The sequence below is a fragment of the Vibrio sp. SSH13-20 genome (assembly GCF_040104475.1).
GTDB lineage: Bacteria > Pseudomonadota > Gammaproteobacteria > Enterobacterales > Vibrionaceae > Vibrio > Vibrio harveyi.
In genome coordinates this window covers 337,612-352,362 of sequence record NZ_JBECOU010000007.1, presented here as the reverse complement: position 1 = coordinate 352,362, position 14,751 = coordinate 337,612, and the positions used below count along the sequence as shown (strand labels likewise).

Genomic DNA, 14,751 nt, shown 5'->3' with positions numbered 1-14,751 from the left:
CCTCTGGCTCGGTTTGTATTCAGGATGTAATGGAGCTCTTTATTTTAAATATCAATTACTTGTTTTTGTTGTCTACCAGTACTGCTAGCAAGATAACCACTGCTTTCGCAATCATTTGGTAGTAAGAAGAAACATCGAGTAGGTTCAGCGCGTTGTTTAGGAAGCCGATGATCAGAGCACCAATCAATGTTCCCATTATGCGACCTTTACCACCCATCAAGCTGGTACCGCCAAGAACAACCGCTGCGATAGCGTCTAGCTCGTAGCCCATACCCGCTGTTGGTTGTGCCGAAGACAGACGAGACGTCACGATAATGCCAGCAAGCGCTGCCAACATACCGCAGATGGCGTATACACCAATTTTTACACGGTCAACGTTGATACCAGAAAGGCGCGTTGCTGATTCGTTGCCGCCAAGTGCGTACACATAGCGACCAAAACGAGTGTGGTTCAGTAGGTACCAAGCTGCCGCAAAGACAATCACCATCAACCAAACTGGAACCGGGATACCAAGTGCGTAACCTGTGCCAAACCATGCAAATGCATCTGCTGTGTTAGTAAAGCCCGTAGAGATAGGACGACCGTCGGTGTAAACCATGGTTACGCCGCGTAGTAACGTCATGGTAACCAGTGTTGCGATAAAGGCTTGAACCTTACCTTTGGCAATGATGATACCGCTGATCGCCCCCAAAGCAGCACCAGCGAACAATGCAGTCGGAACTGCGATAAGCACAGGCACTTCTAATGCAATCATGCTCGCGGCAAACGCACCACATAGTGCGAGTACAGAACCTACGCTTAGGTCGATGCCTGCGGTCAGGATAACCAACGTCATACCTACCGCGATGATTGCGTTAACTGAGGTTTGACGAAGGATATTAAGAATATTGTCTACCGTAAAAAAGTTCGGGTTCAAAAATGACACGACAACAATCAAAAATAACAGTGCAATCAGTGACTTTTGTTCAATCAGCCACTCTTTAGTGAACAGCTTCTTGCTGCCCGTTTCGTTTGGTTTGCTCATGGTATTAGTACTCATGCTGCTTCCTCATTGATCTTCTTGCCTACGGCACAAGCGAGTAGTGTTTCTTGGTCGGCGTCTTTCGCTTCAAATTCGCCCGTGATTCGACCTTCGTGCATCACCATGATGCGGTCACTCATGCCTAGCACTTCAGGCATCTCAGAAGAAACCAAGATGATGCTCATGCCATCGGCTTTAAATTTGTTGATTAGCTGGTAGATTTCTTTCTTCGCACCCACGTCGACGCCGCGAGTTGGCTCATCCAGAATCAGAACTTTGGGTTTGGTCATCAGCCCTTTTGCGATTGCCACTTTCTGCTGGTTACCACCAGACAGGTTGCCAATGATTTGGTCTCGGGTTGGCGTTTTGATGTTGAACAGTTTGATGAAGTCTTCTACCGCCACGACTTCTTCGCCATGTTGGATTTGGAAGCCTTTGGTAAGTTTATCCAATGCACACAGAGACATGTTCTCCTTCACGGATAAGCCAAGCACCAAGCCATCGCCTTTACGGTCTTCAGAGATGTAAGCAATACCATTCGCCAAGCCATCTTGTGGGCTAATCGGGTTAATGGTCTTATTGTCTAAGTTGATGACGCCACGCTCACTTGGTAGCGCGCCGTAAATCACCTTCATCAACTCTGTACGCCCCGCGCCCATCAAGCCTGACACACCAAGGATTTCACCACGTTGAAGCGTGAAGCTAATGTCATGAACACCCGAGCCCGTCAAACCAATCACTTCAAGACAAACATCACCATGCGTCACATCGATACGCGGGTATTGCTCTTCCAACTTACGACCAACCATCATTTCGATGAGTCCATCTTCGTTGGTGTCTTTAACTTGGCATTCGCCAATGAACTTGCCGTCACGTAACACAGTAATGTCATCACAGATTTCGAAGATTTCTTTCAGACGGTGTGAGATGTAAACGATGCCGCAACCTTGGTCGCGAAGTTCGTTAATCACTTTAAACAGCGATTCCGTCTCTTTGTCGGTCAACGCATCTGTTGGTTCATCCATGATGATGACTTTGGATTCGAAAGACAGCGCTTTGGCAATCTCCACCATTTGCTGCTCACCAAGACTTAAATCACCAAGCAATGTTTTTGAAGAGTGCTTTACGTTAAGGCGTTGAAGCAACTTATCTGCTTCTTCGTACATTCTGCTCCACTGAATACGTCCCATCGTGCCGGTAAATTCACGACCTAAATAGATGTTTTCAGCAATCGTCAGCTCAGGGATCAAGTTCAATTCTTGGTGAATGATACTGATGCCCGCTTCTTGAGAATCACGCGGACCTTTAAACGCCGCTGGCTGACCTTGATATTTGATGCTTCCTGCATCCATGTGGTAGATGCCTGTAAGCACTTTCATCAAGGTCGACTTACCTGCCCCGTTCTCGCCCATCAGCGCCATCACTCGACCCGGGTATACATTAAGGCTGGCTTTATCCAACGCCTTAACACCCGGGAAGGCTTTCTCAATGTCGCTTAGTTGTAGAATGGCTTGAGTCATAATTTGTCCTCAATTAGTTGTGGCTTAAAACACCACGCCAGCTTGGAAAATCACGTTCGCATACGGTGTGCACTCGCCTGTTCTAACAACAGCGCGACTCTGTTCTGTACGAACTTTAAAATCTTCATGCGATACATAGTTAATCGCGATTTGCTTACCTGTTTGCTCACTCTCTTTGGTTAGTTCAGAGATCAGCGCATCGTGGTGAACTGGGCTAACTGTTGCGAATTCTTCAGCAATGATGACCCCTTCAATTTGGGACTCAGACAGAATCACGCGAACGGTATCAAGGAAACCAGGTACGCCATGAGTCAACGCTAAATCAATACGTTGCACATGATCAGGAATTGGCAAGCCCGCGTCACAAATGGTGATTTCGTCGGTATGACCCAGCGTCGCCACCAAGTAAGAAATTTCTGAGTTAATTAGGGTACTTTTTTTCATCTCATCGACCTTTCGGTTACACGTTCATACAACTGTGAGTGTCTCTCTTGGACTAATTTCTATATTGACAAAACACTCATCGAAACGTTTCGATGCAATAATAGAACGCCAAGGAGAATTGACCAGTCGTAGATCGATAAGGTGTGAGAATGATCCGTAATTGAGTGCTAACTGATTAAGAAAAAGATATTGAGGTCACACTTCGCCATCGAAACGTTTCGATGACATTTATTGAACGGGAGAGAGACTTCCATTCAATCGATATTAATCTGAATTCATAAGTCGGATGAATGAGTTGAAGACCTTTTCGCTGGAATAAATCTGTTCAATTTATGAGACGGTGACACCTGTGAACATGAAAAAACCTCACACAGCATCACAAATATCGGAAACCTGACTGACTTTCGAAAAACACACACTTACAATTTCCTCGAATACAAGGAAAGTATCATCATCCGTTCGATACCTCAGGTAGGCACCAATAGGTAATACTCTCAGGTTAGAAGCGTTTGTAGGGACACAAACGGAAAGTAAGAAATACATGAAATTAAGCAACAGAGTCGTTTTGCTTGTCGCCCCTGTCATTCTAATTAGCGCACTGGTGTCGAGTTACATCATCTATAGCATTCAAAAAGTCACGCTAATCAAAAGGGAAGACAGCTATATCCAGCTGCAAATGGAAAAGCTCGCTGGACAGTTTCGCCAAGCCAACATTTTTCTCAACAGTTATGCCTATACCTTGGGTAAAAGCGAGGTACTGCAAGATTATTTTGTAAATCATGATAACCGCTATCGTGAGAGGCAACTGTTCAAACGTTTAGATGAAACCATAGAGGTGCTCAGCCACGGGTACCGAGGGGATGCCAACATGGCGATCCTCGATGGTAGACAAGACCTTCTCTACTACACCGAAAATCAATATTACGAATCAAATGGTCGAGTGGACCCTAAGATCCTTGAGTATGTCGACAAAAGCTATAAAGCCAATGGGGATGTCAACCATACCGGTTTTATTTACAACAGCAGCGGGCAAAGCATTCTATTGCAATATGAGTTGTTTGATAAACGTACCGGAGAACCCCCGTTAAGCTTTGACCCACAAAACGTTTTCTTTGTTATCGTGTCTGTGTCACTCGAAGCGTTCAATGACATCAAACATGAGATCGAATTTGATACGCACAGCGTGATTACCTTTTCTGACAAGCCGATTATCTTAGATATTCCCCTCGCCCAGACGATTGAACTTCTACCCCATTTCTATGCCATTTTATCGCCAGCAGAATATCTGATGTGGAATAAGGTCGATAAGGTCTGGCTAGAACTGGCATTGTCGTTTGGCATTGCCTCGTTTTGTACCATCACATTAATTGTCTTGGTGCTGTATCGTTACGTACTTAGCCCGGTATCCCACTTAGACAAACAGCTTAGAGAAATTGAGTCCAACAAGCGTGCTAACATTGAAAAACTAGATACTGATGACGAGATTGGACGCCTTTCTTCTCGCTTCTTTGATATGTATGAAGAGCTGAACAACGTCTACCACAAGACCAAGCGTTTGGCAGAAACCGACCACTTAACTCAACTTGCTAATCGTCATCGCTTCCATGAACTTGCAAGCCGTGAACTGGCGGATCCTTCAGATCAGCTTTGGGTAATTTATATTGACCTAGATAACTTCAAATACGTCAACGACAAATACGGTCACGAACTGGGCGATAAGTTGCTGCAAGTCTTCTCCAGACACATCAAAAATGCGTGTCAGAAGTTCACTCAACAATACAATAGCCCATGTTTCGGTGCGCGTTTGTCCGGTGATGAGTTCGCAATCTTACTCAGTTCTAATCAAGAGAATAGCGACATACCCGATCTGTTTGCCGCGGAGTTGCTAAAGCCAATTAACAACTTAACTCAGTCAGCGAAAAACTCATTTCCAGTAACAGCCAGCGTGGGTATCGCTCAATACCCAACAGACGGTGGTGATATCGCCAAGCTCTTATCGAGTGCAGACGCAGCAATGTACCAAGCTAAGCGTGCTGGTAAAAACCAATACGCTTACTATTCTGCAGCACTCAATATCGAGGCTCAACGTCGTAGCCAAATTGAACGCGCATTGCGCAAAGCTAACGTTGAAGAAGAGTTTCATCTTGTTTTCCAACCATACATGAACAGTAATGCCAACGAGATAGAAGGCTTGGAAGTCCTATTACGTTGGGAAGCTGAAGGGATCGGTTCAGTACCACCAAAAGAGTTCATTCCTATTGCTGAACAAACCGGTTTGTTCGAAAAGATTGACCGCTGGGTATTCGCGAATGCCATGGCGGAATACCATCAGCTCAAAAATATCTTTGGGAAAGACATTATTTTGTCCATCAACTTATCGTCTGCAGAACTGAACTCACTGTCTATGGCGGAATTCATCCATGATAAAGCATCACAAAATGGTGTTCCTGCGCATTGTATTGAGCTAGAAATTACCGAAACTTTTGCGTCTGATAAACAAGGTACAGCCCTACTCGATGAGCTATCGAGACTAGGTTACAAACTGGCAATAGACGACTTTGGTTCTGGTTATACTTCTTTGACGCAATTAGTGCAGTACCCGGTCCAGAAAATCAAATTTGACCGAGAGTTTTTGTTAACCCTGATGAACACCGATAATGGGCATGTCATCAAACCAATTATAGAACTGTGTCATGCACAGAATAAGACCGTTACGGCTGAGGGCATTGAGCATAACGTGATGCACGAGTGGCTTTCTTCTTACCGCTGCGACTTTATGCAGGGCTATTTGTTTGGTAAGCCAATGAACAAAGAGCAACTCGATCATTGGTGGAAATCTGCAAACGATCAGCCGTTCAAGAGCACGCACATCGCTTAGTGGGTGAAGCGAGTCTTCAAGAAAAAAGCAGCATTCTAAGTGCTGCTTTTTCGTCTTATTACGGCTTGCAAAAGTTTGCCGAACCTATTTTCAATTACATGCGTTTCAGCATATTCAGAGTAATGTTTGCAGAATTGTCTGCAGTTGCCTTCTTCAGGTCTGAGTAAACAACATCTGCTGAGCCATCCGCTTTGTCAGAGATCGTACGGATAACCACGTAAGGTACGTTGAATGCATCCGCGACTTGACCTAGCGCTGCGCCTTCCATTTCTACCGCCATCGCGTTGTATTCTTGGTAAATGCCGGTTACCTTCACTTTGCTCGCAATGAACTGGTCACCTGATGCGATAATGCCTCGATAAACACTCTCTTTCCCAAGTGTGTCAACGGCGGCATCGAATGCATACTTTTGCAGTGTTTTATCGGCGTAGAAGTAACGCTCTTCATAATCAGGCAGCAAGCCTTTCGGCATGTTAAATGCGGTTAGGTCCACATCGTGTTGCACCAAACGCGTAGAGACGACCACGTCTAGCGGATCCAATTTCGGATCACTTGCGCCCGCAATTCCTGTAAAAATAAGTTGGTCAACACCGAAAGATTCAATCAGAAGGGTGGTCGTCATCGCTGCATTGACTTTACCAACACCCGATTGAGTCACAACGACCGTTTTTCCCTCTAACTCACCCATATAAAAGCGATGGCTACCGATTTTCTTTACTTGTTGATTTTGGATTTTTGGTAATAGCGCTTCAACTTCAACATCCATCGCACCAACGATACCGATGGTAGAACCTGCAACGGAAGGAAGTGAGTACGCAGCAAGCATGAGAGCAAGAGATTTCTTCAACATGGGAGTCCTGAAATGTAATACGTGTCACCAAAGTGTGACGCGACGCAGATTATACAACACATCCCAAACCGAGCAATCGTTTGCATTGGTCAATGCATACTGATTGGCTAAGAAATTCTCAATTAATGAGAAAGACTTAGCCATTTTTGGTTTTCATTGAAGAAGCGACACGCTCTTTTGCGCTAACGGTTGGCATAAAATAGTCACACGCTGGACGTTTTGCATCAGTGGGATGCCCCCATGCACCGCAAATATCTGCGCTACCTTTTTGACGAGTAAACTGGCGGCATTGCCCGCATCGATAGTTCATCACTCTTCCTTGAGTTCGTTGATCTGATTAAGCCTGTTAAGCGAAGTCTCACTTTGAGTCGAGGGCTTTTTCTACCGCTGCTTTCGCGTGGATTTCAGTTGTGTCATAAAGCTTGACGTCAGTGTGCTGAGATTCAACTAACATCGCGATTTCAGTACAACCCAGAATGACTGCTTCAGCCCCCTGTTCCACGAGTTTCTCAATAATAGTAAGGTAGTGTTGGCGCGAATCATCATGCACTTCGCCTTTACACAATTCGTTGTAGATAACGTCATGAACAATCGTCTGGTCATCTGAACTGGGTACGACGACATCAACACCAAATTTATCGATAAGTCGTTGCTTATAGAAGTCTTGTTCCATGGTAAAACGCGTACCAAGTAAACCAACCTTCTTAATGCCATCCACCACCAGCTGCTCTGCGGTCGCATCGGCAATATGAACAAGCGGTACATTAACAGCCTGCTGAATTTGGTCTGCGACTTTGTGCATCGTGTTTGTACAAATCAAAATAAAATCTGCACCGCCCGCTTCCACTGATTTTGCTGCCTGCGCGAGAATGATTGCAGTATCATCCCAACGGCCTTGGTGTTGCAGCGTTTCAATTTCGGCGAAATCGACGCTGTACAAGCAGACTTTACCTGAATGCAAACCACCTAAGCGCGCTTTCACTTCTCGGTTAATAATTTGGTAATAGTTTGCGGTAGACTCCCATGACATGCCACCAATCAGACCTATCGTTTTCATTTTCTTCCTTGTATATTTAGCTTTTGTTCAACTTTTACAGAAACTAGCATAACTTACTGAGAGAAAAGTTTATTTTTGATCAATGTTTTATACCCAAGTAACCTCGAGATGCTAGGTTCAGCGAGAATGACTTGGTTTGTAGACGCGGCGACGATTTAAAGATCTAGTCACTCTAAATCAAGAATCGGCAACAAAGTATACAAGCCAAGACCCTTACTATTTGCAAAGAGTGCCCTTCGGGAGCGTGTCATTGCCTCGCTTTTTTAATTAAACCAATGGCTGCGTCAAACAACTTGGAAAGAGCTGGCTATTACGCGGTGTTGTTTTCCTTGAACTCGAATCAATGACAACGCTCAGAATCCTGCATCTTGAAATCACTTGGGTATACAATTCATTTAAACTATTTATCAGAAAAACTTTATTTCAAATGTACTCGTCATTTAATCATTAATTAAAAATATTATGATTATCCACAAACATTATTTATTGAGAAGTCATCATTAAATACCGATTTTAATACATGCTTTAATCTTTGATATTCACTTAAAGCTATGCGATCCACTTCTGTAGCAACAGGCGCATTTATTATTGGATACCAGTTGACAGATTCTGCTTCTAGGCTCTGAATATCTCCCACCCAATCAGTGACTACATAATAATGAAGCAATTGAAGTTCGGTGGTTGGGTGATATAAAGAACACAAATACCCGCACCTTTGCGGTCTGATGTTTAGTTCCTCGTCTAATTCTCTCAGCAATGTCATGGACTGACTTTCGCCTTGTTCCATGTGCCCACCGGGTATCGCGATCATACCTGGGTCAGAGTCCTTGTCCTTCGATCTTGTTTCTAATAACACTTCATCATCCTTAACTAGGATAAATGAGACACACTCATAAACTTCCATCTTCAATGCCTTCTGCTAACAGTTTTATAGCACGCTAACATAAAAAGTTTGGATGATGTGAACAGTGAACACGGATAAGTTGACGATATACAACAATCTAGCTGGCCGTTTGGTTGAATATGCTCCGCAACCCATAGTAGCTATCAATACATTCACCTTTATTCAGTCATGATTTGTTACGACTAGGATCACAGTCTAAAAACTTTTCGCCGAATGACCAGTTAGAAATAAGTTCATTGAATTCAAACAATATTTTTATTAAAAGTATAATTAAACAATGTTTTATTGAGTATCCATCTCAGTAAATATTGGTAAACACAGTTTTATTAATTAGCCAAATCGGCTAGTATTTGTTCTGAAGATTTTTAAAGTCATCAATTAACCTCTCAATATTGATTAAATTCAGTAAGTTAGTTGGATAGTCTTTACCAAATACTAAAAATATTTGAGTAATAGGCGTCACTACGCATAATAAGCAACATTGGGAATAGAGTTAAATTGATGAACATGCTGTATTAACGACTGCACGAAGCAATCGCTAAATTTGTTGCACCAAGAGTTTTATTTAGTACAAATGAAAAAGCTATTTTTATTATTGATATGGACATCGCTGGCAGTTTCTCCTTTTGCCTTTGCTCATCATTCAGGCAAAGCGACAGAAACGAAAGCCACTAAACAACTTGTTGAAAAGACATATAAAGAAGCCAAGTTGGAAGGCGTCATTGACTTCAGTTTATTCAATGATGCGTTCTTAGCTTATAAGAAAACCTCAGACCGCAAAAAGCCACTTTTGACTATCATCGATTACAGTAAACCATCTACTGAAAAACGCTTTTATGTGGTCGACTTGGACAAGAAGAAGCTCATTTTTAATACTTATGTCTCTCACGGCGTAAACAGCGGCAAGAAGACCGCAACGAAGTTTTCTAATGTTGTGAACTCTCGTAAAACTTCTCTAGGAACATTCTTAACCGATACCACATACTATGGTTCTAACGGTTATTCACTTCGCTTGGATGGACTGACATCCGGCGTTAACGATAAAGCACGAGAGCGTTACATCGTGGTTCATGGTGCAGACTACGCGAATCCTTCTTTTATTAAGAAGAATGGTTATCTTGGTCGCAGTTGGGGTTGCCCCGCTCTGCCACAGAAGCTATCACGAGAAATCATCGACACCATTAAAGGTGGCAGTGTTATCTACGCTAGCGCTTGAGGTTTCTTGACCTAATGTTGAAAAGGGAGCTGATACGCTCCCTTTTTTAATGCGACAAAAAACTGTTCATCCTTTCAGCAAGTCGTTAGTATACGCAAGCGCCACCTTCAGGCAGCAAACGAATATCGATTCCATAGTGTTTTAGGGTTAGTTTTGGTTCACGTATTTCGCCTTTTGCTTTTGTTGTCACTCTCCCTGTTCTCAGGGCAAATGCTTGCAGCGCAAAATCAGCCATCCTCAGAATTCCACTACACGCATTCAGAAAAGCTTTATAAGCTCACTCAATACGATTATCACGCAATAAAAGCGCCTTATCGTGCATGGAATACTCGCGACTCTTGGAGTCCAGACGGTTACTTTCGTCACCTAAAACGTGATTTGCTTGGTTTACTCCCTTGTCGCCGTACATCCGGTAACGATGGTGATTTACCACTAAATATAACGCCCGACTATCACCTGTTAGTCGCGTTTTTGTCTCCATCACTGTTGGACATAGCGCTCAAAGCAACGCCATTACCCGATGCTGCCGATGTATTTGCATACCGTCGCTCGTATCATCTAGCTAGATGGAAGCAAGCCAATTTACTGTACGTGTTTGCACACAGTCGCGACGCTTGGCTCGCACATTGACTGTACTGACACAATATGGAAACCGTCAGTACCAGCCATGGATGATCTCATCTGAACACCGAATTAACTCGAGATCCTGATTATGAAAAAAATCGCGACTATTGCCACTTTGGCGCTTATTACTTTATTCACAACAACTACGCACGCAGCAAAACCAGAAGAAATGAGCAACAGCGCTCTGATGGAGTGTGCCAATGCTTCTAACGCCCGAACTGCGGTTCCTGAACACCGTGCAATGTTTCGTCATTACTTAATGGCAGAACGTGGGTACACATTCAGCCAGCTTTCTTCGGCAGAGACCGAATTCAAAGCAAAAGGCATGGATGAAACCAAGATGGAACAGCTCTACAAAACTGAGTGCAAAGAAGCAGGCGAATACCTTTATAACAATGGTTACTGATTCCAGCTCATTTCAATTTACGTAGAGAACCAAAAAGGCGCGATCATCGCGCCTTTTTTGCTTTTCGAGCTTCAGGTTTATAAGACTATGGCAATTGCGGCGTGGTTTTCGATTTACTCCAAGCCTTACGCACCTTCACCAATACAAAGCTCATAATGGCAATGGTCAGGGTAATCACCGGTGCAGCCATCAATCCCATGGTCACAATCTTGTTAAGCTTCTCTGGCAGTAGAGGCAATAATAAGCCTAAACCACACAGCAGCAGCGTCCATAGAATCGCACTCAACCATGCGAAGTAATGGAACTTACTCACGCGATTAACGCGCAAACCCATCATTAAAGGCAGCAAAGAACGCACAACCGGAATAAAGCGCGCACAAAACAATGCAATCAAGCCATGCTTACCAAGTAGCATGTCAACTTGCTCCAAGCGTTTTGCAGGAACTGCATTTACCCAACCCTGCACCTTTGGTAAACGGTTTAACCATTTGCCTTGTAGGTAAGCAGCCCAGCTTCCCATTGCCGCACTCACTACGATCACTAACATGATCATCACTGGGTCCAATACACCCACCGCCGCTAAAGTACCAGAAAGCACAACAACACTGTCACAAGGGAAAGGCGCCGCAGGAATAAAACCACTCTCAAGAAAAATAAGCGCACCCACAACAAAGTAGATAAGTCCTGCACTACCGGGTGCCATCAGTGCAGTAAAATCCTGGTGCCACAAAGCAAACAGCACCTGCGTAATTGAATCAAACATAACAAACTCCTAAACATCACAATCAAACTTCGAAAATTAATGAATAGGAATTACCGTGCATGAATAAAGCGATAGATCAGGTTGGACTCTTGCCCTGCCCCCAGCCGATATTTGGAGTGCGAATAAAAAATTTGAATGACAGGCAACGCTACGTCAGTAAACTCGCGTTTGTTGAAATCCTGCACGTCATTTAGCCAACGTGCAGGCAGCACATCGAAATCATCCGAATCTGGCGACGTATTGGAATGGTTGACGCGGAGTGCATTGCGGCTGAATAAACTCACAGCGACTTTACGTGAAGGAGAAAACGGTGCTTTCTCTAGATGCGCCTCACCATTAATCAATGAAGAGGTGTAACTGACGGCGTAGGAGATTTTTGGTGACGGTGAAGCCTGACTCAACCCAAAAGCCATCAGCGCAACAAAGAGTCCTAATACAGAGACTAAGTAAGCACGCACAGAATTCACCTAAACCACAACGATACGCTGTTGTAACTCCGTGCGTGCAAATTTGCAATTCAAATTCTTAATCGATAATAAAAAGAGCGTTTTGCAAATGATTGTTGGCGCGATCAGGCGATGATTTAACCTTCAATTTACTCTTTACCATACGGGTAGTTTTCAAACATTTTCGTGACTTCTTCCGAGATCAACTCTTCGCGCTTTTCAGTACTCATTGACTCGGTGAGCTTACGGCTAGAAACCCCCTTCCACACCACTTGATTGGCTTTAGTATCGACAAGCTCAACGACCAATTTGCCGTACTTCTTCTCTTTGTAACGCTCAGGACTGGACGTCACCACACCAAAACTGTTCCAACCGTAACCGACACTAAAACTTGAACCAGAAGATACGATCTCCGATTCTTTGATAATGTCGTGGTGCACATACAGATCACCGCCGCTTTTCACGCGCGACATTCCTTTTGATTCCAGTTGAGCTGCTAACCCTTGCTCAATGCGACGAGCATCCAAACTGGTTGGGGTGTCTGATTGTTCACCAAAATCAAACGTCTTGTAGGATGAGAAATCCGCTTGCTTGTCAACATCAGTGGTTACCGTGGTACAAGCAACCACCGAGATAGCAAACAACGTTGCCAATAAACCTTTCCACATACTCTTTCTCCTCTCTCTATCGCGCCGGTCTCTCGGCAAGTTGTGGTGTTTAATCTTACGAACCTGAGAAAATATTGAATCATTTCAACATTTAGTCTTGACCATGAATGCCAAGTGTTCAAATTCAAGACGTAATAGAGACTAAGAACAGAGTAAAACACTGGTTGAGAAAGAGAGTGAAATCGTATTCAGAGCGACATATTGCTAACAGTACTGTGTGCTTTTTGAACGAATCGGTATTTATTTACTCACTAAGCAACTTATTGAGCAAAAAAGACTTTTCTTTTGCACTCAATCTGGCATATTGAATGAGTCCTATCGATGCGCGGGCATCGTATAATGGCTATTACCTCAGCCTTCCAAGCTGATGATGCGGGTTCGATTCCCGCTGCCCGCTCCAAGCTTTCCCTAAGCTAACTTTTTTATCAGTTCTCTAAAATACCCTTTAAACTCGTACTTCATTGCTATCATGCTGTGGCTGTAATCGATCTCTGTATTTGCTACCTCTAACTGCAGGCATAAAAAAGCCCCTGCAGAGTGCAGGGGCGCGTCTTCGTTATTGTGTTCCCCATATCTTTGGGGTTAATCCAACTGAAGTGTCGTGAACGTGTCGTTTTTCAGCCCGCCACCAGCGCGTTTCTTCATGGTGACCTCAACCGATCGCTTCCCTTCATTGATGCGATAACGTATGGCTTGAGCAAGATATTTATCATTTCGCTTCAAGTCCCTAGCATCAATCTTTAACGTACGATTCTGACGATTCACCGTGCAGCGGTAATCCCAATCGTTTTTGCCATTTTTCAAAGCCAGCAAAATACGTTGACCCGATGTTCCCGCTAATTTAATCCCGCGAGGCTGCTTATCAATAGCCAGTGCCAACCCTGCTTTACACAACTGATCTGCACTAAAAGCAGGTGCTGCGTATGCGTACCCAGAGCTGAGCATAGCGGCGGTCATCGTTACAATTGAGAAAACTCGATTAAATGTCATCGTCCGTTCCTTAAAACTTACAAAACACCGTACGCATTAAAACAACATCACCGAACACTGTCAAGCATTAATGGTATGGCGTTTAGTTAATCATTCAGAACAGTTACTCAATTGTATCGGACGGTGGAGCAAACAAGCACCGCCAGCGCTGACGCCAAGACAAATTGGGACGGGTCACCTCTTTGAACATGTCTTTCCATTCTGCAAACGTCACGGTAATAGGATTAAAGTTGTTAACGGGCTTTGAGATGCCATAACGGACGGTTTCTACTTCAGGCTCGAATGTTCCAAACATACGATCCCAGATAATCAGCACACCAGCGTAATTTTTATCAATGTATTGACGATTCACACCATGATGAACTCGGTGATGGGATGGTGTATTGAAGACCCACTCCAAAGGACCAAGGGATCGAATCGACTGAGTATGAACAAAGAATTGCAGACCAAGATTGAGCAGTACAACAAACACCACCCATTTAGGATCAAATCCAATAATGACCAGTGGCAACCAGAATAACCACATACCCGCTAGTGGGTACATTAGGCTTTGGCGAAATGCGGTACTGAAGTTCATACGCTCTGAACTGTGGTGCACCACATGCGCTGCCCACATCCAACGGATACGATGGCTTGCTCGGTGGAACCAATAATAGAAGAAATCTTGCAAGACCATGAGTAACAGGAAGGTAGAAACCGTCATCTCGATATCAAACAAGCGCCAACCAAACCACCACAAATACAGTTTAGCGATCAGCAGTCCTGTTAAGATATCTGTAGCTTGATGAAGCCCAGCCAATACAAAGTTACACACGACTTCTGGCAAGTAATATCGCGCACTCTCAGGTAATCGACCACCACGTTGCCCAAACCAATATTCTGCCGCAATACAAAGAAAGAATATTGGCGCGAGCAACATCAACAATAAATCAGGATGTTCCGTAATCTGTGACCATTCCATAGT

The 14,751-nt window shown here is 43.9% G+C and carries 16 protein-coding genes and 1 tRNA gene; 5 read left to right on the top strand and 12 right to left on the bottom strand.

Annotated features, from left to right (window positions below):
* Window positions 1-55: 55 nt before the first annotated feature.
* From rbsC to rbsD, 3 genes are read right to left on the bottom strand one after another with little or no spacing between them, the layout of a single operon-like run.
* Window positions 56-1,039 carry a ribose ABC transporter permease gene (rbsC, locus tag ABMY42_RS20590; protein WP_349266727.1) on the bottom strand — a complete coding sequence of 328 codons (984 nt, stop codon included), beginning with the start codon at window positions 1,037-1,039 and terminating at the stop codon, window positions 56-58.
* The gene (gene rbsA / locus ABMY42_RS20585; protein WP_050907146.1) at window positions 1,036-2,541 is read right to left on the bottom strand and encodes a ribose ABC transporter ATP-binding protein RbsA; all 1,506 of its coding nucleotides are present in this window, start codon (window positions 2,539-2,541) and stop codon (window positions 1,036-1,038) included. Before rbsA ends, rbsC begins: the two co-directional genes overlap by 4 nt.
* Before the next feature lie 24 nt (window positions 2,542-2,565).
* Complete coding sequence (gene rbsD, locus ABMY42_RS20580; protein WP_009696124.1) at window positions 2,566-2,985, bottom strand: D-ribose pyranase; 420 nt, start codon at window positions 2,983-2,985, stop codon at window positions 2,566-2,568.
* Between the two features lie 541 nt (window positions 2,986-3,526).
* On the opposite strand from rbsD, the gene ABMY42_RS20575 reads away from it, so the two are divergent.
* Entirely contained in the window at window positions 3,527-5,863 is a 2,337-nt protein-coding gene (locus ABMY42_RS20575; protein ID WP_349266726.1) for an EAL domain-containing protein, read from the top strand.
* Window positions 5,864-5,957: 94 nt separating this feature from the next.
* On the opposite strand, the gene ABMY42_RS20570 is transcribed toward ABMY42_RS20575, so the two are convergent.
* The 4 genes from ABMY42_RS20570 to ABMY42_RS20555 all read right to left on the bottom strand — a co-directional run bounded on the left by ABMY42_RS20570 (window position 5,958) and on the right by ABMY42_RS20555 (window position 8,674).
* A complete protein-coding gene (locus ABMY42_RS20570; protein ID WP_005452257.1) occupies window positions 5,958-6,713 on the bottom strand; it encodes a 5'-methylthioadenosine/adenosylhomocysteine nucleosidase in 756 nt (251 codons plus the stop codon).
* Between the two features lie 136 nt (window positions 6,714-6,849).
* Entirely contained in the window at window positions 6,850-7,023 is a 174-nt protein-coding gene (locus ABMY42_RS20565; RefSeq protein ID WP_009696122.1) for a hypothetical protein, read from the bottom strand.
* A gap of 48 nt (window positions 7,024-7,071) precedes the next feature.
* Complete coding sequence (locus ABMY42_RS20560) at window positions 7,072-7,770, bottom strand: aspartate/glutamate racemase family protein (RefSeq protein ID WP_074051375.1); 699 nt, start codon at window positions 7,768-7,770, stop codon at window positions 7,072-7,074.
* A gap of 466 nt (window positions 7,771-8,236) precedes the next feature.
* On the bottom strand, window positions 8,237-8,674 hold the full coding sequence (locus ABMY42_RS20555) for an NUDIX domain-containing protein (RefSeq protein ID WP_045490919.1): 438 nt from the start codon (window positions 8,672-8,674) through the stop codon (window positions 8,237-8,239).
* A gap of 574 nt (window positions 8,675-9,248) precedes the next feature.
* On the opposite strand from ABMY42_RS20555, the gene ABMY42_RS20550 reads away from it, so the two are divergent.
* From ABMY42_RS20550 to ABMY42_RS20540, 3 genes are all read left to right on the top strand, one after another.
* Window positions 9,249-9,890, top strand: a complete 642-nt coding sequence (locus tag ABMY42_RS20550; protein ID WP_005452264.1) for a murein L,D-transpeptidase catalytic domain family protein — start codon at window positions 9,249-9,251, stop codon at window positions 9,888-9,890.
* A 210-nt stretch (window positions 9,891-10,100) separates the two neighbouring features.
* Window positions 10,101-10,520 carry a hypothetical protein gene (locus ABMY42_RS20545; protein WP_349266731.1) on the top strand — a complete coding sequence of 140 codons (420 nt, stop codon included), beginning with the start codon at window positions 10,101-10,103 and terminating at the stop codon, window positions 10,518-10,520.
* A gap of 82 nt (window positions 10,521-10,602) precedes the next feature.
* Complete coding sequence (locus ABMY42_RS20540) at window positions 10,603-10,920, top strand: hypothetical protein (RefSeq protein WP_005452266.1); 318 nt, start codon at window positions 10,603-10,605, stop codon at window positions 10,918-10,920.
* Between the two features lie 85 nt (window positions 10,921-11,005).
* On the opposite strand, the gene ABMY42_RS20535 is transcribed toward ABMY42_RS20540, so the two are convergent.
* From ABMY42_RS20535 to ABMY42_RS20525, 3 genes are all read right to left on the bottom strand, one after another.
* Window positions 11,006-11,683 carry a VTT domain-containing protein gene (locus ABMY42_RS20535; protein WP_005435728.1) on the bottom strand — a complete coding sequence of 226 codons (678 nt, stop codon included), beginning with the start codon at window positions 11,681-11,683 and terminating at the stop codon, window positions 11,006-11,008.
* Window positions 11,684-11,733: 50 nt separating this feature from the next.
* Complete coding sequence (locus tag ABMY42_RS20530) at window positions 11,734-12,141, bottom strand: hypothetical protein (protein ID WP_069687680.1); 408 nt, start codon at window positions 12,139-12,141, stop codon at window positions 11,734-11,736.
* 137 nt (window positions 12,142-12,278) lie between these two features.
* Window positions 12,279-12,797, bottom strand: coding sequence for a DUF4136 domain-containing protein (locus ABMY42_RS20525; RefSeq protein ID WP_005452270.1), 519 nt, complete (start codon window positions 12,795-12,797; stop codon window positions 12,279-12,281).
* A 325-nt stretch (window positions 12,798-13,122) separates the two neighbouring features.
* Here ABMY42_RS20525 and ABMY42_RS20520 point away from each other — a divergent pair.
* A tRNA-Gly gene (locus ABMY42_RS20520) sits at window positions 13,123-13,197 on the top strand.
* Between the two features lie 182 nt (window positions 13,198-13,379).
* Here ABMY42_RS20520 and ABMY42_RS20515 read toward each other — a convergent pair.
* Window positions 13,380-13,787 (bottom strand): hypothetical protein, encoded by a 408-nt coding sequence (locus ABMY42_RS20515; protein WP_349266725.1) that lies wholly within the window; start codon window positions 13,785-13,787, stop codon window positions 13,380-13,382.
* A 103-nt stretch (window positions 13,788-13,890) separates the two neighbouring features.
* Complete coding sequence (locus tag ABMY42_RS20510; RefSeq protein WP_349266724.1) at window positions 13,891-14,748, bottom strand: sterol desaturase family protein; 858 nt, start codon at window positions 14,746-14,748, stop codon at window positions 13,891-13,893.
* Window positions 14,749-14,751: the final 3 nt, after the last annotated feature.

Coding starts and splice junctions, on each gene's coding strand:
- ABMY42_RS20545 (WP_349266731.1), top strand. CDS start 10,101: ATGCTTGCAGCGCAAAATCAGCCATCCTCAGAATTCCACTACACGCAT.
- ABMY42_RS20560 (WP_074051375.1), bottom strand. CDS start 7,770: ATGAAAACGATAGGTCTGATTGGTGGCATGTCATGGGAGTCTACCGCA.
- ABMY42_RS20540 (WP_005452266.1), top strand. CDS start 10,603: ATGAAAAAAATCGCGACTATTGCCACTTTGGCGCTTATTACTTTATTC.
- rbsC (WP_349266727.1), bottom strand. CDS start 1,039: ATGAGTACTAATACCATGAGCAAACCAAACGAAACGGGCAGCAAGAAG.
- ABMY42_RS20510 (WP_349266724.1), bottom strand. CDS start 14,748: ATGGAATGGTCACAGATTACGGAACATCCTGATTTATTGTTGATGTTG.
- ABMY42_RS20550 (WP_005452264.1), top strand. CDS start 9,249: ATGAAAAAGCTATTTTTATTATTGATATGGACATCGCTGGCAGTTTCT.
- ABMY42_RS20575 (WP_349266726.1), top strand. CDS start 3,527: ATGAAATTAAGCAACAGAGTCGTTTTGCTTGTCGCCCCTGTCATTCTA.
- ABMY42_RS20515 (WP_349266725.1), bottom strand. CDS start 13,787: ATGACATTTAATCGAGTTTTCTCAATTGTAACGATGACCGCCGCTATG.
- ABMY42_RS20570 (WP_005452257.1), bottom strand. CDS start 6,713: ATGTTGAAGAAATCTCTTGCTCTCATGCTTGCTGCGTACTCACTTCCT.
- rbsD (WP_009696124.1), bottom strand. CDS start 2,985: ATGAAAAAAAGTACCCTAATTAACTCAGAAATTTCTTACTTGGTGGCG.
- ABMY42_RS20525 (WP_005452270.1), bottom strand. CDS start 12,797: ATGTGGAAAGGTTTATTGGCAACGTTGTTTGCTATCTCGGTGGTTGCT.
- rbsA (WP_050907146.1), bottom strand. CDS start 2,541: ATGACTCAAGCCATTCTACAACTAAGCGACATTGAGAAAGCCTTCCCG.
- ABMY42_RS20535 (WP_005435728.1), bottom strand. CDS start 11,683: ATGTTTGATTCAATTACGCAGGTGCTGTTTGCTTTGTGGCACCAGGAT.
- ABMY42_RS20555 (WP_045490919.1), bottom strand. CDS start 8,674: ATGGAAGTTTATGAGTGTGTCTCATTTATCCTAGTTAAGGATGATGAA.
- ABMY42_RS20565 (WP_009696122.1), bottom strand. CDS start 7,023: ATGAACTATCGATGCGGGCAATGCCGCCAGTTTACTCGTCAAAAAGGT.